Below are 23,147 nucleotides of genomic sequence, written 5' to 3'. Positions count from 1 at the left end.
TTACAAATAAAAAAAAAGTCATTATTTGGTTTAAAAAGTGATAAAAAAACAAAGCAAGACTAATAATTCAACAATAAATTAACTTTAACATTATTAATTTCATGTTAACAATTAAACCTTTTTACCGAATTACCATCTTACAACAATAACATTTAACAAAAATCAAAAAATCAAAATTTTAAAAAAATGAAAAAATTAATTATTGCCGCATTATTGGTTGTTAGTGTATCAACATTTGCACAAGACAAAAAAGAAAGACCACAAAGGGCTGATATGGGAAAAATGACTCCAGAGCAGCGCAACGAAAGACGTGTTGAAAGAATGACTAAGGAATTAAACTTAGACGCTAAACAACAAGAGCAACTTAAGCAACTTTACGCTGACGAAGCCAAAAACAGAGAGGCTAAAATGGCTGAAATGAAAGACAAAAAAGGTCAAGGTAGAGAAATGATGGCTGAACAAAGAAAAGCTATGGAAGAAAAAATGGCTGCTATCTTAACTCCTGAACAATTATCAAAATGGAAAAGCAGTCAAGAAAAAATGCAGCAAAGAATGCAGCAAAGAATGGGCGAAAGACAAGGTAGAGGAATGGGTGACGGACCACAAGGTGGTGGTGACATGGAAAACTAAAAAAAAAGCTTCGAGACACAACTCGAAGCTTTTTTTTGCTCTTTAAATATTATAAAGTTTTAGTTACTTTATCAATGGCATTAATCGTAAAATCTAAATCTTCATAAGTCAAAGCATCAGTAATAAACCAGGTTTCATAAGCTGATGGCGCAATATAAACACCTTCCTGCAATAAGCCATGAAAGAATTTTTTAAACGTTTCATTATCTCCCTTAGCAGCCGTTTTAAAATCGACAACTGGACTTGCATCAAAATGAACCGAAATCATCGACCCAACTCTATTAATAGTATAAACAATATTATTAGCTTTTAATACTCGGTGAATTCCAGCTTCTAAATAAGCTGTTTTTTCTTCTAATCTCTGAAAAATAGCTGCTTCGCTATTCAAAGATTCCAACATAGCTAATCCAGCAGCCATTGCCAATGGATTACCAGATAAAGTTCCCGCTTGATAAACTGGACCTAGTGGCGCTAAATAATTCATAATCTCTTCACGAGCAGCAAAAGCCCCCACAGGCAAACCACCACCAATTACTTTTCCAAAACAAACAATATCAGCATTGATGTTCAATAATTCTTGAGCACCACCTTTAGCTAATCTAAAACCTGTCATCACCTCATCAAAAATAAGTAGTATTCCGTTATCAGAACACAATTGGCGTAGCCCTTCTAAAAACCCTTTAACAGGAGGCACACAACCCATATTTCCAGCAACCGGTTCTACTATAATAGCTGCGATTTCGCTTGGATTTGCTGCAATTAAATTTCTTACATTATCTAAATCATTGTAAGTAGCTAACAAAGTATCTTTAGCTGTTCCAGCAGTTACTCCAGGACTATTAGGTGTTCCAAAAGTCATAGCACCGCTTCCAGCCTGAATCAAGAAAGAATCCGAATGTCCATGATAACAACCTGCAAATTTTATTATTTTATCTCTTTTTGTAAATCCACGTGCTAATCTTACAGCACTCATACAAGCCTCAGTTCCTGAATTTACAAAACGAATTTTATCAATATTAGGAACCATAGCAACAGCTAGAGCTGCTATTTGAGTTTCTAATTCTGTAGGCATTCCAAAAGAAGTTCCTAACTTAGCTTTTTCCGTTACTGCCTGTACTACTGGTTCGTATGCATGACCTAAAATCATTGGCCCCCATGAATTAATATAATCAATCAATCGGTTCCCATCTTCATCATACAAATAAGCTCCTTTGGCTTGTTTTACAAAAATAGGCGTTCCACCTACTGACTTGAATGCTCTAACTGGCGAATTTACTCCTCCCGGAATTACTTTTTCTGCTTCAGCAAAAAGCTGACTACTTCTTTGATATAACATTTTTTATTTTGGATTTCAGATTGGAGAATTCAAATTGGAGATACAAAACCTTCATTTCTTACTTACTCCTTTTTATTTTTAAACTTGTAATTAATTTACTTTCAGTTTCTGACCAATGTAAAGGGTATTGTCTGATAATTTATTTTTTTGTTTTAAATCGTCTACTAACACATTGTATTTCTTAGAAATAGAATACAATGTATCTCCTTTTTGCACTTCGTAATAAACCTCATCATTTCGAGGACTCATATTTACAACTCTTGAATTCTGATTTTCAATTGGCACAAACTTAGTACCTAAAACCAAAGCATCATATTGTGCTAAATTATACCGTTCTATATAAGAAATCAATTTATCAGGATATCTTGGATCTGTTGCATAGCCTGCTTTCCTTAAACCTTTGGCCCAAGATTCGTAATCATCTTTGTCCAATGTAAACAAACTGGCATACCTGCCTTTACCCGTTAAAAACAAAGCATGATCTTTGTACGATTCGGCTACTTTATCATATTTTCTAAAACACTCTTGACGCGCATCATCATCATGTCTAACAGAATCACCTGTCCAATCAGAATGACATTTGATTCCGAAATGATTATTAGCCGACACAGCCAAATCTCCTCTTCCTGCACCTGACTCTAATATTCCTTGTGCCAAAATAATACTAGCTGGAATTCCATAAGTTTTCATATTACCCATTGCAATATCCTTATACTGCAACACATAATTACTAACAACATCATTGGTCACCACTGTCCTTGAAGATGATTCAATAACCTCGCTCCTGCTTTTTATCGGTTTTTTATTTCTAGAAGAATAGGAAGTATTTTTACTAGCTGCTTTTTTGGTTGTTACAATTGGAGATTTTGTAGCATGACAACTAATAAGCGTGAACACAATAAATAAAAGTAGGCTTTTCTTAAACATCTATAGCTATTATTGGTAATTGTTTGTTTTTTAGTTTTTCATTCATTCCCTGAATTCCTTGCAGTCCACCAGTATGAATGAGTAAAATATTTGAATGTGCTGGAAAATAATTCTTTTGAATCAAATCAATAACACCAAAAAACATTTTCCCTGTATATATAGGGTCTAGTGGAATTTTAGCATCTAAATAAAACTGATTAATAAAACGAATTAATACTTCATTTATTTTTCCATATCCACCAAAGTGATACTCACTAATCAGCTCCCAATTTTCATTCTGCACAAAAATACGGATTTCATCTTGTAAAAAATCTCCTTTCAATGCAGGAAATCCTAAAATTTTTTGATGTGGCAAAGCACTATTGATAATTCCCGAGATGGTTCCACCAGTTCCTACCGCACAACAAATATAATCAAACTTGCTATCCTCCTTTGTTAAAATTTCCTGGCAACCTTGTATTGCTAATTGATTTGTTCCTCCTTCGGGTACTAAATAAAAATCACCAAATTGCTGTTGCAAAGAATCTAAAAAAGTAGCCTCACTCTTTAATCGGTAGGCTTCTCGAGAAACAAATTTAAACTGCATTCCACATTCCTGAGCAAATTGCAAAGTAGGATTACTTGCTATTTTCTCTCTTAATTCATCACCGCGAATAATACCTATACTTTTAAAACCTTGCTCTTGAGCAGCAAAAGCAACCGCAGCAATATGATTTGAAAAAGCTCCTCCAAAAGTTAATAGCGTTTTTTTATTTTCAATTTTTGCTTGTAGCAAATTGTACTTAAGCTTTCTAAACTTATTTCCGGAAACCACAGGATGAAGCAAATCTTCCCTTTTAATAGTAATCGAAATAGAATTTGGAAATGATATTTGAAGATCTTGGTTCAAACTAAATTTAATTTCTGCAAAGGTAAAACTTCTACCAAAATAAATCAGAAATCCCAAATGATTCTAATCTTTAAATAAATACTTCCAAAAACTAAAAAGAGGTCTATTTTTAAGATAATTTAAATCCGATTCATTTGTATATGCCTCTCTTTCAAAAGAAATATTTCGATAGGCACGATTTTTGTTGTTATATTTTAACAAGCGAAATAGGAATTCTAGAAAATACAACACAAAAAAAGGAAGTACTAATAATTCTAATTGCTGTTTCAAATGAATGCGTTCGTGATTGACAAAAACAGGATTTTCTTTGTCTACACGATATTTTAAAAATACAAATGGATAAGCCGTTAAACCACGGAAACCCTTTGGTATTAAATACTTGTTAACGACAAAAAACATTGGCTTTTAAATTTATAAATTTGTGTAATTACACAGTATAACAACAAAACAGAAATACAATCTATTAATGATAGGACAAAGTAATGAAAATAAATTAATAGAAGGCGAAGATTTCTATTACACTGCCGAAGGATACAAATGTTTTACAGAGAAATATCATTTAAAAAGAGGCTATTGTTGCAAAAGTGGATGCCGCCATTGCCCTTACGGATACGATAAAAAAACAGGAACAAACAAGAAACAAAATTAACTGTTTAAAATCTTAGCTGCTGTTTTAATCGTATATAAATTAAGAACCTGAATTTTAATTATATATTAGTAATCAAATAATTGCATTATGAAAACATTCAAAATATTACCGCTTTTATTTCTTTTTATATTGAGCTCCTGTAGCTCAATAAGAGTCAACTCTGATTACGACAGTCGTGCTGATTTTACGCAATACAAAACCTATGCTTTTCACAAAAGTGGAATTGACAAAGTTCAAATTTCCGGATTAGACAAAAAAAGAATTCTACGTGCAATTGACAACGAATTAAGTCTAAAAGGAATGACTAAAAGTGAAAATCCCGACTTGCTCGTAAATATTTTCACTAAAGAAAGAGAACAAATTGACGTAAACCAATTCAATATGGGTTGGGGATACGGTTGGGGATGGGGCTGGAATCCTTATTTCTGGGGAGGCAACAACTATGTTACTTCATCTACCCAAGGTACACTATTTATTGATTTAATTGATGCCAAGAAAAAAGAATTAATCTGGGAAGGTGAAGGAATTGGAGTATTAACCGAAAACCGAAGAGAGAAAGAAAAACAAATCAATGAATTTGTGGCTAAAATTTTAGCACAATACCCTCCTGATCAATCAAAAAAATAAGTCTTCTTTAAATTTGAAGCATAAAATTGATATATTTGTATTTCAACTAAGAAAATGAAAAACACTATTAGCATACGTATCGCAATCAACATTATTATTCAACAATAGTGGCGGAGTGTTATGTAAATAAGTAATCAAATACATTTATCAAACCTCCTGCAATGGGAGGTTTTTTTATACCTATAAAACATGAACTTATTTCATCAAATACAAGAAGCTCAAAAACAATTACAGGACGTAGTTATGGCAACGCCCTTGTCTGAAAATTTAAATTTATCAAATGAGTTTAATGCCCAAATCTTATTAAAAAGAGAAGATTTACAAACCGTACGTTCTTATAAAATAAGAGGTGCTTACAACAAAATAAGTACACTTAGTACTGAAGAAAAAGAACAAGGTGTAATTTGTGCCAGTGCTGGGAATCATGCACAAGGCGTTGCTTATTCTTGTAAATTACTCCAAATAAAAGGGAAGATTTACATGCCAAAAACCACACCCAAACAAAAGATAAAGCAAGTCAATCTTTTTGGTGGTTCTTTTGTAGAAATTGTACTAACAGGAGACACTTTTGACGACGCCTATGCCGCTGCAATGATTGATGCAACAACAAACAAAATGGCTTTTATACATCCATTTGACGATGAAAAAGTAATTGCTGGACAAGGTACCGTTGGACTTGAAATCTTAGAAAATTACTCGAAACCTATCGATTATGTATTTGTTCCCATCGGTGGTGGTGGATTAGCTTCGGGACTTTCGGAGGTTTTTAAACACTTGAGTCCTAATACAAAAATCATTGGAGTAGAACCAGAAGGAGCTCCGTCGATGAAAAACTCAATTACCAATGGAAAAGTGACTGTTTTAGAAAACATAGACAAATTTGTTGATGGAGCCGCTGTAAAACAAGTAGGTAAAATAACTTTTGACATTTGCCAAAAAAACCTAAGTGATATTATCCTTGTTCCCGAAGGAAAAGTTTGCACCACTATTTTGCGTTTATACAATGAAGAAGCCATGGTAGTAGAACCAGCTGGCGCTTTGACTATTTCAGCATTGGATTTTTACAAAGAAGAAATCAAAGGCAAAACTGTAGTTTGCATTGTAAGCGGAAGCAACAACGACATTGAACGCACAGCCGAAATCAAAGAACGCTCCTTACTCTACGAAGGATTGATGCATTATTTTATGATTCAATTTCCGCAACGTCCTGGAGCCTTAAAGGAGTTTGTAAATGATATTTTGGGTCCTGATGACGATATTACTTATTTCCAATTTACTAAAAAAAACAGTCGCGAAGTAGGTCCAGCTGTAGTGGGTTTAGAACTTAAAAATAAAAAAGACATCATTGCAATTAAATCTAAAATGGACCAGAAAGGTTTTGAATACAAATATCTGAATGAAAAACAAGACTTATTCAACCAATTAATCGGATAAAAACTGCTTAACTTTGTCATTCAACATCACTAAAAACATGACTCCTTTAGAAGACATTAAAACTCTTGACGATATCAAATTATTGGTAGATACTTTCTATGCAAAAGTGCAGAAAGACGATCTAATTGGCCCTATTTTCAATGAAAAAATTGGCAACCAATGGCCATCACATCTAGAAAGAATGTACCGTTTTTGGCAAACTATTTTATTAGAAGAGCATACTTATTCAGGTAGTCCATTTCCTCCGCACAAACATTTGCCTGTGGAAAAAGCACATTTTAACCGATGGATGGAAATTTTTACCGAGACAATTAATGTCCTTTTTGCTGGAAAATTAGCTGATGAAGCCAAACTTAGGGCTAAAAACATGGCTGAAATGTTCTTTTATAAAATTGAATATTTCAGAAATGGAGGCCGTAATTTTTTCGAGAACTAAATCCTTCTTTTTATAATCAAAATTTCATAAATGGATATTGAGAACAGATTGCTTCAATTTTGCTTTGAAGTTTTAGAACAAATTTTTGATGATTTTCTGAATTAGGATTAAAGGGACGATGATTCAAACTATTTTGAATATGCTCCACTTTATCTAACGTAATCAAAGCCGTTTTAGAAATAGCAACTTCCTTAAAACGTTCCCAAATATAATCTATCGCTACTAAGCTTGGATGCAACATATCTTCAGCATAAAAACGATAATCGCGAAGTTCATCCATCATGATTTCGTAACTGGGAAAATATTGAGTATCGTTTAAACAGTGTTCCGCATTCAATACTCCGTGCATTGCAGAAATCAAATGCGCCTTACTTAGCTGATTTTCTACAAAACCATCTTTAATATGGCGCACAGGCGACACCGTAAATGTAAAATTTGCTTTTGGATTTATCGATTGAATTGCACTAATAGTACTATGCATCGCTTTTTGAATTGCTGCAACCGAAAACAATTCTTTAGTAAATTGTTTCTGAGGTACTTTATGACAATTAGCAACAATCTGCTTCGTTTCAATATTTCTATATACCCAGGCCGTTCCATAGGTAATTAAAAAATGGGTTGATTGTAGTATTTGCTGATTTGTTTCATCCACTAATTGATTTAGCAAATCTAAAAACACTTCTTTATTTGGATTTGATAATTCCGAATGTACGTCAAAACTATGCCACAAATCATTATGAAAAAAAACATCTTTTTCCGTAAAAAATTCCTTCTTTACGGCTCTTCCAACTAATTTTTCAATGGAAACAGGATTAAAAATAATCCCAAAAGGATTGCAGTTATTCTGAAACTTGTAATAATCAAATTTAGCAGCCATATTCACTGCAAAACAAGAGCCTAAACTTAGTATTCTTGAATGATAATCAATAGGAAAAGGACTCGCTAAAACAGGAATTATGGTACGAAATTGCATTACTACTTTTTTCCAAAATTAAGTATTATAATATTAATACAAATACTGGATTTTAGAATAATTTGGATTATTCAAACTTGCTTCAGAAACTTGCTCAGTTGGATAATTATCCGCATCGTATTTATAAGTCGTTACAAACATCTTAGCCGTAGAAATCGTTTGATCTTCAACTACAGTAGTCGTTTCAGCAACCGTTCTTACTGGATTATTTTTAGAGACAGAAGTTCCTTGATCTAATAATTTATCATATCCTAAAATATTTCCATACGGATTATTGTAAGTATCGTAATCAAAAGTTGTTTTAGAAGTTGTTATTTGATTAAGAGCTACATTATCAAAAGCACGTTCATCCTTAATCAAATTCTTGTTTTTAAAATACAAACTTCCATGATAAACTATTTGCTCTGAATCTTTCGTATCTCCATTGTATTTTTCATAAGAAACGGTTCCATCTGTATTGTGCGTATAATAAATAGTATAATCATCAGATGAGACTACTTTTACCATTTTTTCTTTGGAATATGTATAGTCTAAAATAGTGCTTTGTTGTGATTCTTTATTATATATTACAATTTTAGAAATCAATTGATTTTTATAAGTATAATCAATTCTTTGCTTAGAGTTCTCAGCACTGATAATTTGATTCTCATGATAAGTATAAACTGAATTCTCAGCAACGCCATTCTCAGTAGATTCAATCATCTTGATGAAGTTCTTCCCTTTATCGTCTTTGTCATTTGCACAAGAACTTGAAAGAAGGGCAGCAATAGAAATAAAGAAAAATATTTTAATTAAATTTTTCATGGGGTATAGGTTAAATGAACTTGAATATATTTGGGATTCCAAATCTAAATATTAAATACAGCCAAGACAACAAAACAAGTCCAATGACCTAAAAACTCGTTAAAAAGGATGTTTGGCAACTAGTACTATCTTAAACCAATTGTTTTAGTTATGGAGCATACAAAAACAATTCTTAAAGCTTAAAAACGAAGCTAACAGCAGTAATTGCTCAAAAAAAAGACTTTATTAAACGACCATTTTTAACGATAAAAAACACTCCATAAGCGGTTTAAAGATTATTTTTCCCTTTTAACGATTTTAAGTGGTTTCCTTATCAATTGCTTCTACATTTGAAAAGGATACTAGTAAAATATATCATGAAAAACATATTCAACCCTATTTACAGACAAGATTACTTAGAAGGTTATTCTAATGGTCTAAATCCTTTTTCGGAAGCAAAAAGCAATACCGCTAATTCGGCTTTTAACGATGGTTTTAATTCAGGCCGTCTTGATTATGAAAGTCTAAATGGTAGTATTCTGGATGGAATTCCGAAAAAAATAATAACTGAAAAAATCCTAGAAGAATTTCTATTGGCTGGTTTATTGGGAATCAATGTAGATACCGAAGGATATACACATTTCCAAATCGGCAAACTGCTTACTTGGTACCAGAGCGGAATAGAAAAATACGATCCGGAACAAAATAGCTATTTATTAGATATTTTAGAAGAAAACGAAATTGAAATAAGCAATTCCTAAAAACAAAAACCCCTTTTTTACTTTTTTGCCCTGTAAAAATTTATCATACTTAAAAAGAAAAAGCCTTTTAGTTTGCATTGCATTCTAAAAGGCTTTTTTATTGTTCAGTAAGGCAAAAGTTATTTCACAAAATCTATTGCTTTAGCTAATGCTTCAGGAATTCCAGCTGCGTTTTTCCCTCCGGCAGTTGCAAAGAACGGTTGTCCTCCTCCTCCACCTTGGATAAATTTACCTAATTCTCGAACTACTTGTCCGGCGTTTAAGTTTTTCTCAGCTACTAATTCTTTAGAAATATAACAGCTTAACATTGGTTTTCCTTCTTCGGCTGTAGCCAAAACTAAAAATAAATTGTTTCCTAAACTCCCTAACTCATAAGCCAAATCTTTAGCTCCTTCTGGGTTTAAATCCACTTGTTTGGCTAAAAATTGTACTCCGTTTACTTCTTGAAGTTCATTAGCCAATTCCGCTTTCATATTTTTAGCTTTCTCTTTCAACAAAGCTTCTAATTGTTTTTTCAATTTGGCATTTTCATCCTGTAAAGAAATCACTGCTTTAACAGTATCTTGCGGATTTTTCAAAGCCGTTTTAATTTCGCTTAACAATTCTTCTTGCGAAGCAAAAAACTGTCTTACGCCAGCACCTGTAATCGCCTCAATACGACGAATTCCTGCCGCAACTGCTCCTTCAGAAACAATTTTGAAAGACCAAATATCAGCAGTGTTATTCACATGAATTCCTCCACACAATTCCATGCTGTCTCCAAATTTAATTGCACGTACATTATCTCCGTATTTTTCTCCAAACAAAGCCATTGCACCTTCGTCTAAAGCCTGTTGAATTGGAATACTTCTTCTTTCAATTAATGGCAATTGCTCCTGAATTCTCGCATTTACAAAATCCTCTACCTGTTGTAATTCTTCGTCCGTTACTTTTGAAAAATGCGAAAAGTCGAAACGTAAATTTTTTGGATTTACCAATGAACCTTTTTGCTCCACATGTGTTCCTAAAACACTTCGCAACGCCTGATGCATTAAGTGAGTCGCCGAGTGGTTTTTAGCGGTAGCTCCTCTTAAATCAGTATTTACTTTTGCTACAAAAGAAGCATTTACATTTTCTGGCAATTTTTTAGTAAAATGCAAGATTAGGTTATTCTCCTTTTTAGTATCTATAATTTCAATAGTTTCGTTAGCCGAAACCAAAGTTCCTTTATCTCCTACTTGTCCTCCTCCTTCTGGATAGAATGGTGTTGCATCTAAAACAATTTGGTACAAAACCCCATCTTTTTTAGAATCTACTTTTCGAATACGGGTGATTTTCACTTCATTTTCTGTTTGGTCATAACCTACAAAAGATTCTATATTTCCGTCAACCAGAATTTTCCAGTCATCCGTAGAAACTTCAGAAGCTGCACGAGAACGTGATTTTTGTTCCTGCATGGCTTTATCAAAACCGGCTTCATCTAAACTATAACCTCTCTCTCTTAAAATCAAAGCGGTTAAGTCAATTGGGAAACCAAAAGTATCGTACAATTCAAATGCTTTAGCTCCTGCCACTTCTTTCCCTTTCGTTTCAGCAATTACATTCTCTAACAACTGTAATCCTTGGTCTAAGGTTCTTAAGAAAGAAGCTTCTTCTTCACGAATCACATTGGTAACCAAGGTTTGTTGCTTTTTGATTTCCGGGAAAAATTCGCCCATTTGGTCGGCTAAAACAGCCACCAACTGATAAATGAAAGGCTCTTTGGTATTCAAGAAAGTAAATCCATAACGAATCGCACGGCGTAAAATTCGACGAATTACATAACCTGCTCCGGTGTTAGATGGCAACTGTCCGTCGGCAATAGCAAAGGCTACCGCACGCACGTGATCCACAACTACACGAATCGCAATATTGATTTTGTTTTGCTCGTCGCTGATATTTTTAACTTCGTTTGAAGTATATTTCAATCCTGTAATTTGCTCCACTTTTTCAATAAGTGGTGTAAATACATCGGTATCATAATTTGAAGTTACGCTTTGCATCGCCATACACAAACGTTCAAATCCCATTCCGGTATCTACGTGTTGTGCCGGTAATTTTTCTAAAGAACCATCGGCTTTACGGTTGAATTCCATAAATACATTGTTCCAAATTTCCACTACCTGCGGATGATCGGCATTAACCAAACTGAAACCTGAAATTGCAGCTCTTTCAGCATCGCTACGCAAATCGATATGAATTTCGGAGCATGGACCACAAGGACCTTGATCCCCCATTTCCCAGAAATTATCTTTTTTGTTTCCAAGGATAATACGATCTTCTGATACAAATTGTTTCCAAATATCAAAAGCTTCTTGGTCAAAAGGAACATTCTCTGCTTCGTTTCCTTCAAAAACAGAAACATACAAACGGTCTTTGTCTAATTTCAACACCTCAGTCAAAAACTCCCAAGCCCATGGAATAGCTTCTTTTTTGAAATAATCACCAAATGACCAGTTCCCTAACATTTCAAACATGGTGTGATGATAGGTATCAAAACCTACATCTTCTAAGTCATTGTGTTTTCCAGAAACACGAAGGCATTTTTGCGTATCGGCAATACGATTGCTTTTGGGTGTGGCGTTTCCTAAAAAATATTCTTTAAACTGTGCCATTCCCGAGTTGTTAAACATCAAGGTAGGATCGTCTTTTAGAACAATAGGTGCCGAAGGGACAATTAAATGCCCTTTACTTTCAAAGAATTGTAAATACGCTTTGCGAATGTCTTGTGATTTCATTTTTATTTTGTTTTGCCACTAAGGCGCTAAGGCACAAAGTTTTTAAGTTTATTTTTTATCAAAATTAGAAATTCAACAATCTTTCAATCATTAAATTTTTAAATCTTTCAATCAGCTTTATATTTATTTATTATCGAAAAAAGCAGTGGTACAAATAAAACATTTATTAAATTTGTTGCAATGTGCTTTTTTAGAAGCTGCAAAAATAGGGTATTTTAAAATATGGCGAAAGTAAAATATTATTACGATTCTGAAAATCTGGCATATCGAAAAATTAAAGTCAAAAAAAGACGAAAATTTGGCTTTGTCGCCTTATTTTTATTGGCTTCGGCCTTATTTGGTTTCTTTAGCTTTGTGGTTTTATTGAATACTCCTTATTTTGATACTCCAAAAGACCGTCTTTTGATTCGAGAAATAGAAAATTTAAAACTGAATTATGCCGTTTTAAATAAAAAAATGGATCAGGTTGACAATGCCATTGAAGCTATCGAGGAAAGAGACAACAACTTATACCGCACCTATTTTAACACTGCTGCAATTCCTGAGGAAGAAAGAAAAGCAGGCTTTGCTGATGTAAACAGATACAAAGCATTAGAAGGATATGACAATACGCAACTGGTTTTGCAAACCACCAAAAAAGTAGATGTATTGACTAAGGAATTAGCTATTCAATCTAAATCATTAGATTATATTTTAAAATTAGCCAAAGAAAAAAACAAACTTTTAGCTGCCATTCCTGCCATTCAACCTGTCAGAAATGAAAATCTAAAAAGAATGGCTTCTGGTTTTGGATACCGAACAGATCCTTTTACTAAAGTAAGAAAAATGCACGAAGGCATGGATTTTACAGCCAAAGTTGGAACACCCATTTTTGCCACTGGTGACGGAGTAGTTACCCAAGCAGATGACAGAGCTTCTGGTTTTGGTAATCACATTGTGATTAGGCATGGTTATGGATACGAAACGCTATATGCGCATTTAAGCAAATACAATTGTAGAGCAGGACAACGCATCAAACGTGGAGATATTATTGGTTATGTAGGAAGCACCGGAAGATCCGAAGGACCTCATTTGCATTATGAAGTTCATAAAGACGGTCGCGTGGTGAATCCGCTTAATTTTTATTACGGCAATATTTCGGCGGTGGAATATGTAGCTATTTCAAAATTGGCCAACCAGGAAAATCAATCGCTGGATTAATCATTTCAGAATTTAGATTTCAGATAAAATACATTCAAAAAATATTAATATGCATATCGAACTTTCAAAAGACAAAAGGTATTATAGCATAGGCGAAGTAGCCAAAGCATTTGACGTAAACGCATCGCTAATTCGTTTTTGGGATAGTGAATTTGACATTCTGAAACCAAAAAAAAATGCCAAAGGCAATAGAATGTTTACTCCCGAAGACATCAAGAATCTCCAACTCATCTATCATTTGGTAAAAGAAAGAGGTTTTACATTAGAAGGAGCTAAAACCCATTTAAAAGAAGGGCAAAAGAAAACTTTAGACAAATTTGAAATTATTAGCAAGCTGGAAGCCATAAAAGTACAGTTGACTAATATCAAAAACGAACTGTAATCAATTTTGAAATAAATTAAAATAATAAATATTAAACTTTAAATTAAATAGAAACATGGATTTTAAGAAATTTTTACCTTGGATTGTTGGTGCTGTTATTATTTTTGGAATTTACGGCTGGGTTAAAGGAATCAATAATACTGCTGTAACTCTTAGTCAAGATGTAGAACAATCTTGGGGAAATGTACAAACAGCTTATCAAAGACGTAATGACCTCATTGGAAACTTAGTAAATACCGTAAAAGGGGCAGCTGATTTTGAAAAAAGCACTTTGACAGCAGTAATTGAAGCTCGCGCTAAAGCAACTCAAACTACCATTGACCCAACTAACATTACGCCTGAACAATTAGCAACTTTTAACTCTGCTCAAAGCGGATTAAGCAGTTCATTATCAAGATTATTAGTAACGGTTGAAAAATATCCTGATTTAAAAGCTAATGAAAATTTCTTAAAACTACAAGATGAATTGGCTAGTACAGAGAACCAAATTTTAACTGCTAGAACTCGTTTTAACGAAGCGGTTAAACCATACAATACTCATATTAAAACTTTCCCAAATTCGTTATTTGCTGGAATGTTTGGTTTCAAAGAAAAAGCCTATTTCAACGCTGTTGAAGGTGCAGACAAACCTGTTGAAGTAAAATTCTAAAAACAAAGAATTCAATATTTATGAGTAATGATTTGTTGATTCAGATGAAATACTGCTGACAGCAACAAATCCTTACTTTTCATCCAAAAATTTTTCCCATGTCAAAAGTAGAAGATTTTTTAACCGAAGTAGAAGAACGCGAAATTGTAGACGCTATTTGTAAGGCCGAAAAAAACACTTCGGGTGAGATTCGAGTTCACATAGAAAAAACCACTTCAATCGATGCTTTTGACCGAGCTAAGGAAGTTTTTCACGAGCTAAAAATGGATGAAACCCAACTTAAAAATGGAGTTTTAATTTATATAGCAGTAGAGGACAAAACTTTTGTTATTTGTGGTGACCAAGGCATTAATGACATTGTTGAAAATGATTTTTGGAATACAACCAAAGAAATAATGGTCGCTCATTTTAAAGAAGGAAACTTCAAACAAGGTTTGATAGAGGGCATCTTAAGTGCTGGAGAAGAATTGAAAAAACATTTTCCATGGGCCGAAGACGACACCAACGAATTATCAAACGAAATCTCAAAAGGATAATGAAAATAATGCAAAAAGCAATTAGCAGAAGGCAGGAAATAGAAAACAAAAAACAGAAGGCAGGAAAAAAAAATCAAACGGCATGGAATCTCTTTTTATGTTTGTTTATTTTACTCAACAGTAGTTTCCTATTTGCGCAATTTACCATTCCTGAAATCCCAAAATTTCAAACTTCGGTTTATGATTATGCCCATCTTTTTAGTGCTAATGAAAAAACACAATTAGAAGAAAAACTCGTTCATTACTCTGACACCACTACAACCCAAATTGTAGTGATTACAGTAGAGAGTTTAAAAGGTGAAAATGTTAACCAATTGGCAACTAACTGGGGACAAACTTGGGGCATTGGAGGAACAGCCAAAGACGACAATGGAGTCATCATTCTTATCTCTAAAAACGACCGAAAAATTGCCATTAATCCTGGTTACGGATTAGAAGACCGCTTGACAGCCGGTATTGGAGGAGAAATTATTCGAAACATCATTCTACCTGAATTTAAAGCAGGTAGTTATTACAACGGAATTGACAAAGGTACCGATGCTCTATTCGATGTCTTTAAAGGCAAATACAAAGGCAGTAGAAAGCAAGCGCAGCAAAAACAAGATTTTCCTTTTTTCCCTTTTATCATTATCATCGTTTTTATTTTGATTTTAATATCTAGAAATAAAGGCGGTGGCGGTGGCAACTCAGGAAATCGCGGTGGTGGACCAAGCTTATTAGATGTTATTATTTTAAGTAACCTAGGTCGAAATAGTGGAGGTTTTGGTGGAGGTGGCTTCGGAGGCGGTTCTTCTGGCGGTGGTTTTGGTGGAGGCGGTTTCGGTGGCGGCTTTGGCGGAGGAGGATTCTCCGGCGGAGGTTCCAGCGGAAGTTGGTAAAACGAAGTCTCTTTCCATAAAATAAATCAAGAAAACAAGCCACTTCGTATTGAAGTGGCTTTTTGTATACCTAAAAACGTTCTTTGTATTTCTTTTCTTTAGCACCAAACTTACTAATCTTATAGGCTAATGAAAACATCATATATCGTTTTAAAACAGTGTTCTCATAATCATAAATGCCATTTGGACCAATGTATCTCATTGCACTTTGATTCTGATTCAACATGTCATAGACTTTAATCTTAGCCGTTAACTGATTTTTATAAAAGCTATACGCCAAACTGGTGTTCCATAAATAAAATTCTTTATTAAAACCCGGGGCAATATTAGAATTATAAGTATAAGAGAAATCATTAGCAAAAACCCAATTTTTACCCCAATAATTAGTAGTTTGCAATTCTACTTTTTGCAATGAATTAGACCTTGAATCTACAGTGTAATTCTTATATTTTGAAATATTATAAGTAGGATTATAATTGGCTGTAAGTGTAATAACCTTATCAATTTCATAGGTAAAACTAGCTCTCGGGTACAAAGAAATAGTGTTCGATTCAAAAATTTCACCATCAATATATCCTTTGTTAAAGCGGTAATTACCATAACTACCTAAAGCAAACTTATACAAATTACTTTCTTTTTTTATCGATTTATCCCAACTTAATCCTCCACTAATCGAATAATTTCCCGAAATATTCTCATAAGTACTAGAGGTTTTTAAATTAACTTTATCATACATCGTGGAGTAAACCGATTGATTGTCGTAATAATTTCCATATACATAAACATAAATACCAGAACGACTTGCATAATCATAATTACTAAAATTCAAGTTTACTGAATGTGTCTTATTAGGATTCAAATTTTCATTTCCTATAAAAGTTCTCAATGGAGTAGAAATGTCTATTACCGGCAATATTTGACTGGCTGAAGGTAAATCAACTCGATAATTATAATATATACCAATAGATTTAGATTTATTTATTCGGTACCTGAAATTTAAGCTTGTATATGGCACAATGTAGTTTTTTTTCAAATTTGTACCCTCACCCATATAACTGGAAAAAGCATTTTGCCTCATGACAGCAGGGCCTGCATCCAAATTGAAATTGAATTTTTTCTTCTGTATTTTAATACCTGACTGAGGTCTTATTGTAATATTTTCATTAGAAAAATAATTAGATTGCGCGGCATTTAAGTTACTATACTCCCCTGTTTGCGTGTTAAAATCAAAATTTTTCCTTTCGGTCAAATTGGTATTCGCACTTAAATCCACTCCAAGATCAATACTTAAGGAATCTGATATTTTATTAGAAAACTCCACATTAGCATGATAATTATCTGTTGTATTTTTACTTACAACATTTTGATTTCTTTTCACATCCTGATCCGTAAGGTTCACATATAAAACAGTATCCTTTCTTACCCCATAAGAATCATCTTTATTGTTTTCGTTATCCAAATGAATGGCTAAAAATTGCTTATTGCCTTTGAATCTTTTATTCAAAAAAACAGAGTTTGAAAACTTATTATTGTTGGATTTATTGGAATAAGTACTAGAACTAGTATTCACTAAATCGCCGTTGAGATCCTTAGATATACCTGAAGATTCATTCCAATCGTTAGACATAGTGCTATTGAATTTTGGAGACACTACAACTGTTGTCATCGAATCTATTTTATATTCAAATTCAAGATTTAGATTGTGTCCATTTGTTTCATTATTGGATTTTCCATTTGATTCTGAATATAAATTTCCTGTTGGTAAAAAAGTAGTTGACTTATTAGAAGATTTATTTTCAGTATTGGAATTGGTAAAGAAATAACTACCACTAGCATCCATTTTTTTTATGATTTCATCTGTATAATTTAAACCTAGCATATTGGATTTAGTAATCCCATTTCCTCCTCCAAAACGAACTCCATTTGTAGAAAACGAACTCCCTCCATACGAAATACTGCTTCTGCTTCTGCCTCCAGCCATATTATCAAAAATTTCATTCATTGAAAAACCCGGAGAATTAATATTGTTAGAAGAAGTTAACACACTTACTTTTCTTTTTCCCTTAAAATAATTAATCAAACCGTTGCTTTCATAGCGGTTATTAGTCCCCATTCCGACCATAACTTTACCAAAAAGCCCTTTATTCTTATCTTTATCAATTGTCAGGTTGATACTTGCGTTCTCAGATGTAGCAGCCTGTTTATTTAATTCCTGTTGTTTTGTTTTGGTATCTGAAACCTGAACTTTATTGATAATTTCGGCGGGTAAACTCTGCAAGGCAATTTTTCCGTCCTTATCAAAAAAAGGTTTACCGTTTACTAAAATCTGGTTGACCTCTTTTCCATTTACAGTAATTTTACCTTCTTCATCCACCACAACTCCCGGTAATTGTTTCAGCAGCGTTTCCACATTAGCATCGGGTCTAACCTTAAAAGAAGAAGCGTTAAATTCTAAAGTATCTTTTTTAATTCGAATGGGTGGCGCTTCGGATTTAATAACCACTTCATTCAAAACATTTTCATTTTCTACTAAAAGTAAAGTACCAAAATCTTTATCTTCAGTAAGCATATCCAATTCTTTCTTTATTGATTGATATCCCAGATAAGAAATTTTCAAGAAAAATGCTTTAGTGATTTTTTTTGTTTCCAATTTAAAAATTCCGTTTTTATCTGAAATCGTGTAATCAATTACGGTAGAATCTTTTGCCGATGAAAGATAAACAGTAGCTGCCTCAATAGGAACTTGCGTATTTTTATCTAACAATTTCCCCTTAACAATAATGCTATTTTGGGCAAATAAAGAAACAGAAAAAAACAATGAAAAAAGAAATAGTAAAAATCTTCTCATGAACAAAATTATTTGGTTGGTTATAAAAATAGGAGCGCAATCTAAGTTTTTAAAACAAATAAAAGTTATTTCTTACTAAAACTTTAACATATTAATTTTCTTAATAAATAATTCCTTTAACAAGAACACAAACAGATTTGGAAAACTATTCTAAAATTACTTGACTCCTTTCTAAAATTATTTATCTTTATCCTGATTTTAGCTGAACCCAAACAACATGCTTTCACAAAAAACCAAATACGCACTTAAGGCGCTACTCTATTTAGCACAACAAGATGCCAATCATATTTCTAAAACTACGGATATTGCTGAATCAGCGAATATTCCTAAAAAGTTTTTGGAGCAAATATTATTGGACTTAAAACGCGGACATTTAGTAGGCAGTAAACAGGGGAAGTTTGGCGGCTATTATCTTTTAAAATCAGGAAACGAAATTACATTAGCCGATATTCATCGTTTATTTGATGGGGCTATTGCCTTATTACCTTGTGCTTCCTTAAATTTTTATGAGCGCTGTTCAGACTGTATAGATGAGTCGGAATGCCTGCTACGACACGGATTGATGACTATTAGAGACGAAACCTTAAAAGCAATGCAAGGCATTACTATTGCTTCATTAGTAAAAAAATAAAAAAATATATTACTAATTCTACTAATCTTATAGAATTAATAATATATTTGTATCCGATTTACGATTACAAATATAATTTTTAAACAATGAAAACAAATCAATCGCAATTCTCCACAGAGAAGCCTGACTCCAAAACAAAGCTAAATTCCAATATTTCATTTCATTATTGTATAATGTGTATGTGCCAGTAAAAAAATTTAATTTTAAATTCTACTAATCATATATAATTAATAAAATAATGAAAACTTCTATAAAAAAATTATTCACAACTCTCTTGTTACTAAGCGTTTCAAGCACATTTGCTCAAATTATTAATGGACACGTAAATAATCCAGAAAACATCCCATTAGAATCAGCCAATATAATTATTAATGGAACTAGCCTAAACACAACAACTGACCTGAACGGCGATTTCAGTATCGATTTACAAGGAAAATTGCCCGTAACCCTATTGGTACAATATGCTGGATACAAACCTGAGCGCCTAGTAATTCAAAGTCTTCCTGAAACTTCACTAAATATACTATTAGCAGAAGACAACCAACTTGCCGAAGTAGTTATTTCTTCCAGAAGAAGAATTGAAAAAACTCAGAATGTTCCAATTCCTATTTCGGTTGTAAGCGGAAAACAAGCCGAACAGGCAGGAGCCTTTAATGTAAACCGTATTAAAGAATTAATTCCATCCGTACAGTTGTATTCATCCAATCCCAGAAATACGGGAATAAATATCCGTAGTTTAGGTTCTCCATTTGGATTAACCAATGATGGTATCGACCCGGGAGTTGGTTTTTATGTTGATGGCGTATATTATGCTCGCCCGGCAGCGACTACATTAGACTTTATTGATGTGAGTCAGATTGAAGTTTTACGCGGACCACAAGGAACGTTATTTGGCAAAAACACTACTGCCGGAGCTTTTAACATTACTACACGCAAACCCAGTTTTAAGCCGGCTGCTAATTTTGAAGTGAGTTATGGTAATTATAATTATCTGCAAGCCAAAGCTTCTATTACAGGAGGATTGATTCAAAAAATTGCTGGACGAATCTCATTTTCTGGCACACAACGTGATGGATTAATTGATAATGTGGCAACAGGAAGAACTACAAACACCTTAAACAATCAGGGGATTAGAGGACAATTGCTTTATACTCCTTCAGAAAATACAAACGTATTGTTTTCGGCGGATATTACTACACAACGCCCAGATGGCTATGCCCAAGTTGTTGCTGGTGTCGCTCCTACTCAAAGAGCAGCTTACCGCCAATTTGATGCAATTATTACCGATTTAGGATACCAATTACCAAGCAATAATGCTTTTGACCGAAAAATAGACCACGATACCCCTTGGCGTTCCAATCAGGATTTAGGAGGAGCTTCTCTTACTGTTGACACTAAAATTGGACAAGGAACACTTACGGCAACAACGGCTTGGCGTTTTTGGAATTGGGATCCATCAAATGATAGAGATTTTACAGGATTGCAAGTACTGGCTAAATCGCAAAATCCATCCAGACAAACGCAATTTACACAAGAAATACGTTATGCAGGACAAATTGCTTCTAAACTAAGTGGTGTAGCTGGTATCTTTTTTATTGACCAAACCTCAAAAACAAATGGTACTGAAGAATCAGGAAGTGCTCAATGGCGTTTTTCTCAAAGTACCACTAGCGAAAAGTGGAAAACTCCAGGTCTATTTGAAGGCTATGGGATAAAAACTGATGCGAACATCCATTCCGTAAGCGCAGCGGTATTTGGACAATTAGACTGGGAAATTACCGAACGCTTGCATGTTTTACCAGGTTTAAGATACAATTACGACAGAAAAGATGCCTATTACAACCGTACTACTTACGGTGGTCTGGAAACAACCGATCCTGAATTAATTGCCTTAAAGAAATTAGTATACAGCGACCAAAATTTTGCTAAAAATACAGATGCAACTGACTTATCAGGAAACCTAACGCTGTCTTACAAAGCTTCTGAAAAAATTAATGCGTATGCCACTTATACTAAAAGTTATAAGCCTGTTGGTGTAAATGTGGCTGGACTTCCTACTGTTAACGGTCAACCCGCTCTTGATCTTGCTGTTATTAAACCCGAAAAAGTAAACCATTATGAATTGGGTGCAAAAACAGCTCCTTTTGAGAATACTATATTGAACGTAACTTTCTTTAACACCAACATTACTAATTATCAAACGAATGTTCAAGCAGCAGAATTAGGTGTAAATCGTGGGTATCTTGCTAATGCGGATAAAGTACGAGTACGAGGGGCTGAATTAGACGCAAGCTTTGTTATCAATGAACATTTCAGTTTCAATGCTGCTGGAACTTACACTGATGGGAAATATATAAAATTCACTAATGCTCCATTACCACTAGAAGAAACAGGAGCAGCAGTTTCTTTTAAAGATGTTTCTGGAAGTGAATTGCCAGGTGTTTCAAAATGGGCAGGAAGTCTGGGTGGAGAATATACTAAAAAAGCTAAATTATTTGGAAATCTAGGTAAGTTTTTTGTCGCTGTTGATTCGTATGCACGTTCTAAATTCTCATCCAGTCCATCGGCTTCAAAATACTTAATTGTTGATGGTTACGCTATTTTTAATGGTCGTTTTGGTTTCCGTGCTGCAGAAGGATTATCCATTAACTTCTGGGGTCGCAACATTCTGAACAAAGATTATTACGAACAATTATTGCCTGCCGGAGGCAATGCAGGACACTATGCGGGAGTTTTAGGAGACCAAAGAACCTATGGAATTACCCTGAAGTATTCGTTGTAAATAATTAATCCTTTAGCTAAAACTCCCTTTAATAGCAGTTGCAAGACCAGTTAACAAAGGGAGTTTTTCAATTATTTTTCATATTTAATTTATTGACTTACATCAATTTTTAACCACAGTATAAATTTCATCTTTGCTTATAACATTTAAAATTCAAAAAGATGAACAAAAAACATTTTAAGTACATCAATACCCTATTTGTGGTTTTGCCAATGACTTTGATCATGGCATTTGTGGGATTGATTCGGAATTATGGTTTTGGGGAAGATTGGTTTTTCAAATTCTTAAATGCCTGGAGTGTAATGCTTCCTGTTGCCTATATGGCTGCATTTGTTATCATTCCAAAAGCAAGAAAGCTAGCCGAAAAAACAACTACTACAACTAAAAAAAGTCAAAGCATCCGATTTTAGTATCGGATGTTTTGTTTGTCTTGAATCCTAGTTTAAATTTGTAAAAAACAGCAAGATGTACCAACAACTAACCCAATTTATTAGAGATAAAGTGAGCATTTCTGATGAAGATTTAGACAGCATATTGCCTTTCTTCAAGCCCCTTTCGGTTAAAAAAAATGATTTTCTGGTAAACCACGGTGAGTTTAGCCGACAGTTGTACTTTGTCAAAAAAGGCTGTCTTCGTGTATTTTTTATCAATGAAGAAGGACAGGAATCTACCCGACATTTGGCTTTTGAAAATTATCTTGTAGGTGCACTTATTTCTTTTATAACAGATACTACTGCGGTGGAATATGTTCAGATACTTGAAGATTCGGAACTGCTTTACATTGACCGTAAAGATTTCTTTTCTTTGGTTGAGCAATATCCTGTTTGGGAGAAATTCTACAGGCTTTTTTTAGAATATGCCTATGTAACCAATACCAATCGCTTAATGTCGTTTCTCACTATGGATGCCCGAACACGCTATGAAAATTTATTGAAAGAAAAACCTATTATCGTAAAAAGACTCCCTAATAAAGTGGTGGCTTCATTTTTAAATATCTCGCAAGAAACCTTAAGTAGATTGAAGTCTAAATAAGATTAGGA

23 protein-coding genes are annotated in these 23,147 nt (G+C 33.7%); 15 read left to right on the top strand and 8 right to left on the bottom strand.

Annotated features, from left to right (window positions below; translation table 11 throughout):
* Positions 1-186 precede the first annotated feature (186 nt).
* Positions 187-630, top strand: a complete 444-nt coding sequence (locus AC4FRF_RS11570) for a DUF4890 domain-containing protein (protein WP_491159715.1) — start codon at positions 187-189, stop codon at positions 628-630.
* 49 nt (positions 631-679) lie between these two features.
* Here AC4FRF_RS11570 and hemL read toward each other — a convergent pair whose 3' ends face one another.
* The 4 genes from hemL to AC4FRF_RS11550 all read right to left on the bottom strand — a co-directional run bounded on the left by hemL (position 680) and on the right by AC4FRF_RS11550 (position 4,181).
* Entirely contained in the window at positions 680-1,966 is a 1,287-nt protein-coding gene (hemL, locus tag AC4FRF_RS11565; RefSeq protein ID WP_491159714.1) for a glutamate-1-semialdehyde 2,1-aminomutase, read from the bottom strand.
* A 90-nt stretch (positions 1,967-2,056) separates the two neighbouring features.
* The gene (locus tag AC4FRF_RS11560; protein WP_491159713.1) at positions 2,057-2,893 is read right to left on the bottom strand and encodes a glucosaminidase domain-containing protein; all 837 of its coding nucleotides are present in this window, start codon (positions 2,891-2,893) and stop codon (positions 2,057-2,059) included.
* Positions 2,886-3,782 (bottom strand): 1-aminocyclopropane-1-carboxylate deaminase/D-cysteine desulfhydrase, encoded by an 897-nt coding sequence (locus tag AC4FRF_RS11555; protein ID WP_491159712.1) that lies wholly within the window; start codon positions 3,780-3,782, stop codon positions 2,886-2,888. Before AC4FRF_RS11555 ends, AC4FRF_RS11560 begins: the two co-directional genes overlap by 8 nt.
* 63 nt (positions 3,783-3,845) lie before the next feature.
* Positions 3,846-4,181 carry a hypothetical protein gene (locus AC4FRF_RS11550; protein ID WP_491159711.1) on the bottom strand — a complete coding sequence of 112 codons (336 nt, stop codon included), beginning with the start codon at positions 4,179-4,181 and terminating at the stop codon, positions 3,846-3,848.
* Positions 4,182-4,248: 67 nt separating this feature from the next.
* Between AC4FRF_RS11550 and AC4FRF_RS11545 the strand changes: the two genes are divergently transcribed.
* The 4 genes from AC4FRF_RS11545 (at position 4,249) to AC4FRF_RS11530 (ending at position 6,928) form a co-directional block, all read left to right on the top strand.
* Entirely contained in the window at positions 4,249-4,431 is a 183-nt protein-coding gene (locus AC4FRF_RS11545; RefSeq protein WP_491159710.1) for a C1orf53 family protein, read from the top strand.
* A gap of 87 nt (positions 4,432-4,518) precedes the next feature.
* Entirely contained in the window at positions 4,519-5,058 is a 540-nt protein-coding gene (locus tag AC4FRF_RS11540) for a DUF4136 domain-containing protein (protein WP_491159709.1), read from the top strand.
* A gap of 189 nt (positions 5,059-5,247) precedes the next feature.
* Positions 5,248-6,492, top strand: a complete 1,245-nt coding sequence (gene ilvA, locus AC4FRF_RS11535) for a threonine ammonia-lyase IlvA (protein WP_491159708.1) — start codon at positions 5,248-5,250, stop codon at positions 6,490-6,492.
* Positions 6,493-6,529: 37 nt separating this feature from the next.
* Positions 6,530-6,928 carry a group III truncated hemoglobin gene (locus AC4FRF_RS11530; protein WP_491159901.1) on the top strand — a complete coding sequence of 133 codons (399 nt, stop codon included), beginning with the start codon at positions 6,530-6,532 and terminating at the stop codon, positions 6,926-6,928.
* Positions 6,929-6,944: 16 nt separating this feature from the next.
* Here AC4FRF_RS11530 and AC4FRF_RS11525 read toward each other — a convergent pair whose 3' ends face one another.
* Both AC4FRF_RS11525 and AC4FRF_RS11520 read right to left on the bottom strand, forming a co-directional pair.
* Positions 6,945-7,901 carry a GSCFA domain-containing protein gene (locus AC4FRF_RS11525; protein WP_491159707.1) on the bottom strand — a complete coding sequence of 319 codons (957 nt, stop codon included), beginning with the start codon at positions 7,899-7,901 and terminating at the stop codon, positions 6,945-6,947.
* Between the two features lie 33 nt (positions 7,902-7,934).
* Complete coding sequence (locus AC4FRF_RS11520; protein WP_491159706.1) at positions 7,935-8,705, bottom strand: hypothetical protein; 771 nt, start codon at positions 8,703-8,705, stop codon at positions 7,935-7,937.
* Between the two features lie 356 nt (positions 8,706-9,061).
* Between AC4FRF_RS11520 and AC4FRF_RS11515 the strand changes: the two genes are divergently transcribed.
* Positions 9,062-9,445 carry a hypothetical protein gene (locus AC4FRF_RS11515; protein ID WP_491159705.1) on the top strand — a complete coding sequence of 128 codons (384 nt, stop codon included), beginning with the start codon at positions 9,062-9,064 and terminating at the stop codon, positions 9,443-9,445.
* Positions 9,446-9,564: 119 nt separating this feature from the next.
* Here AC4FRF_RS11515 and alaS read toward each other — a convergent pair whose 3' ends face one another.
* Entirely contained in the window at positions 9,565-12,201 is a 2,637-nt protein-coding gene (gene alaS / locus AC4FRF_RS11510) for an alanine--tRNA ligase (RefSeq protein ID WP_491159704.1), read from the bottom strand.
* 222 nt (positions 12,202-12,423) lie between these two features.
* Between alaS and AC4FRF_RS11505 the strand changes: the two genes are divergently transcribed.
* The 5 genes from AC4FRF_RS11505 (at position 12,424) to AC4FRF_RS11485 (ending at position 15,846) form a co-directional block, all read left to right on the top strand.
* The gene (locus AC4FRF_RS11505; RefSeq protein ID WP_491159703.1) at positions 12,424-13,401 is read left to right on the top strand and encodes a M23 family metallopeptidase; all 978 of its coding nucleotides are present in this window, start codon (positions 12,424-12,426) and stop codon (positions 13,399-13,401) included.
* 49 nt (positions 13,402-13,450) lie between these two features.
* The gene (locus tag AC4FRF_RS11500; RefSeq protein WP_408081145.1) at positions 13,451-13,783 is read left to right on the top strand and encodes a MerR family transcriptional regulator; all 333 of its coding nucleotides are present in this window, start codon (positions 13,451-13,453) and stop codon (positions 13,781-13,783) included.
* A gap of 55 nt (positions 13,784-13,838) precedes the next feature.
* The gene (locus AC4FRF_RS11495) at positions 13,839-14,432 is read left to right on the top strand and encodes a LemA family protein (RefSeq protein ID WP_491159702.1); all 594 of its coding nucleotides are present in this window, start codon (positions 13,839-13,841) and stop codon (positions 14,430-14,432) included.
* Positions 14,433-14,530: 98 nt separating this feature from the next.
* A complete protein-coding gene (locus tag AC4FRF_RS11490; protein ID WP_491159701.1) occupies positions 14,531-14,968 on the top strand; it encodes a TPM domain-containing protein in 438 nt (145 codons plus the stop codon).
* An 8-nt stretch (positions 14,969-14,976) separates the two neighbouring features.
* Positions 14,977-15,846: a TPM domain-containing protein gene (locus tag AC4FRF_RS11485; RefSeq protein WP_491159900.1), complete on the top strand. Its 870-nt coding sequence runs from the start codon at positions 14,977-14,979 to the stop codon at positions 15,844-15,846.
* Positions 15,847-15,916: 70 nt separating this feature from the next.
* On the opposite strand, the gene AC4FRF_RS11480 is transcribed toward AC4FRF_RS11485, so the two are convergent.
* A complete protein-coding gene (locus tag AC4FRF_RS11480; RefSeq protein WP_491159700.1) occupies positions 15,917-18,694 on the bottom strand; it encodes an outer membrane beta-barrel protein in 2,778 nt (925 codons plus the stop codon).
* A 217-nt stretch (positions 18,695-18,911) separates the two neighbouring features.
* Here AC4FRF_RS11480 and AC4FRF_RS11475 point away from each other — a divergent pair, with 217 nt between their 5' ends.
* From AC4FRF_RS11475 to AC4FRF_RS11460, 4 genes are all read left to right on the top strand, one after another.
* A complete protein-coding gene (locus AC4FRF_RS11475) occupies positions 18,912-19,325 on the top strand; it encodes an RrF2 family transcriptional regulator (protein WP_073241047.1) in 414 nt (137 codons plus the stop codon).
* Between the two features lie 238 nt (positions 19,326-19,563).
* A complete protein-coding gene (locus tag AC4FRF_RS11470) occupies positions 19,564-22,107 on the top strand; it encodes a TonB-dependent receptor (RefSeq protein WP_491159699.1) in 2,544 nt (847 codons plus the stop codon).
* Between the two features lie 161 nt (positions 22,108-22,268).
* Positions 22,269-22,517, top strand: a complete 249-nt coding sequence (locus tag AC4FRF_RS11465) for a DUF2798 domain-containing protein (RefSeq protein ID WP_491159698.1) — start codon at positions 22,269-22,271, stop codon at positions 22,515-22,517.
* A gap of 55 nt (positions 22,518-22,572) precedes the next feature.
* Complete coding sequence (locus AC4FRF_RS11460; protein WP_491159697.1) at positions 22,573-23,139, top strand: Crp/Fnr family transcriptional regulator; 567 nt, start codon at positions 22,573-22,575, stop codon at positions 23,137-23,139.
* Positions 23,140-23,147 lie beyond the last annotated feature (8 nt).

It is taken from the genome of Flavobacterium sp. ST-158 (assembly GCF_058309975.1).
Note: the sequence above shows the minus strand (reverse complement) of the source record. Positions and strands in the feature narration are given on the sequence as shown.

Bases quoted from the DNA above. Each gene is read 5' to 3' on its own strand.
- AC4FRF_RS11465 (WP_491159698.1), top strand. From the start codon at position 22,269: ATGAACAAAAAACATTTTAAGTACATCAATACCCTATTTGTGGTTTTG.
- AC4FRF_RS11460 (WP_491159697.1), top strand. From the start codon at position 22,573: ATGTACCAACAACTAACCCAATTTATTAGAGATAAAGTGAGCATTTCT.
- AC4FRF_RS11540 (WP_491159709.1), top strand. From the start codon at position 4,519: ATGAAAACATTCAAAATATTACCGCTTTTATTTCTTTTTATATTGAGC.
- AC4FRF_RS11485 (WP_491159900.1), top strand. From the start codon at position 14,977: ATGCAAAAAGCAATTAGCAGAAGGCAGGAAATAGAAAACAAAAAACAG.
- AC4FRF_RS11490 (WP_491159701.1), top strand. From the start codon at position 14,531: ATGTCAAAAGTAGAAGATTTTTTAACCGAAGTAGAAGAACGCGAAATT.
- AC4FRF_RS11475 (WP_073241047.1), top strand. From the start codon at position 18,912: ATGCTTTCACAAAAAACCAAATACGCACTTAAGGCGCTACTCTATTTA.
- AC4FRF_RS11480 (WP_491159700.1), bottom strand. From the start codon at position 18,694: ATGAGAAGATTTTTACTATTTCTTTTTTCATTGTTTTTTTCTGTTTCT.
- ilvA (WP_491159708.1), top strand. From the start codon at position 5,248: ATGAACTTATTTCATCAAATACAAGAAGCTCAAAAACAATTACAGGAC.
- AC4FRF_RS11570 (WP_491159715.1), top strand. From the start codon at position 187: ATGAAAAAATTAATTATTGCCGCATTATTGGTTGTTAGTGTATCAACA.
- hemL (WP_491159714.1), bottom strand. From the start codon at position 1,966: ATGTTATATCAAAGAAGTAGTCAGCTTTTTGCTGAAGCAGAAAAAGTA.
- AC4FRF_RS11525 (WP_491159707.1), bottom strand. From the start codon at position 7,901: ATGCAATTTCGTACCATAATTCCTGTTTTAGCGAGTCCTTTTCCTATT.
- AC4FRF_RS11500 (WP_408081145.1), top strand. From the start codon at position 13,451: ATGCATATCGAACTTTCAAAAGACAAAAGGTATTATAGCATAGGCGAA.
- alaS (WP_491159704.1), bottom strand. From the start codon at position 12,201: ATGAAATCACAAGACATTCGCAAAGCGTATTTACAATTCTTTGAAAGT.
- AC4FRF_RS11470 (WP_491159699.1), top strand. From the start codon at position 19,564: ATGAAAACTTCTATAAAAAAATTATTCACAACTCTCTTGTTACTAAGC.
- AC4FRF_RS11520 (WP_491159706.1), bottom strand. From the start codon at position 8,705: ATGAAAAATTTAATTAAAATATTTTTCTTTATTTCTATTGCTGCCCTT.
- AC4FRF_RS11530 (WP_491159901.1), top strand. From the start codon at position 6,530: ATGACTCCTTTAGAAGACATTAAAACTCTTGACGATATCAAATTATTG.
- AC4FRF_RS11545 (WP_491159710.1), top strand. From the start codon at position 4,249: ATGATAGGACAAAGTAATGAAAATAAATTAATAGAAGGCGAAGATTTC.
- AC4FRF_RS11495 (WP_491159702.1), top strand. From the start codon at position 13,839: ATGGATTTTAAGAAATTTTTACCTTGGATTGTTGGTGCTGTTATTATT.
- AC4FRF_RS11515 (WP_491159705.1), top strand. From the start codon at position 9,062: ATGAAAAACATATTCAACCCTATTTACAGACAAGATTACTTAGAAGGT.
- AC4FRF_RS11550 (WP_491159711.1), bottom strand. From the start codon at position 4,181: ATGTTTTTTGTCGTTAACAAGTATTTAATACCAAAGGGTTTCCGTGGT.
- AC4FRF_RS11505 (WP_491159703.1), top strand. From the start codon at position 12,424: ATGGCGAAAGTAAAATATTATTACGATTCTGAAAATCTGGCATATCGA.
- AC4FRF_RS11560 (WP_491159713.1), bottom strand. From the start codon at position 2,893: ATGTTTAAGAAAAGCCTACTTTTATTTATTGTGTTCACGCTTATTAGT.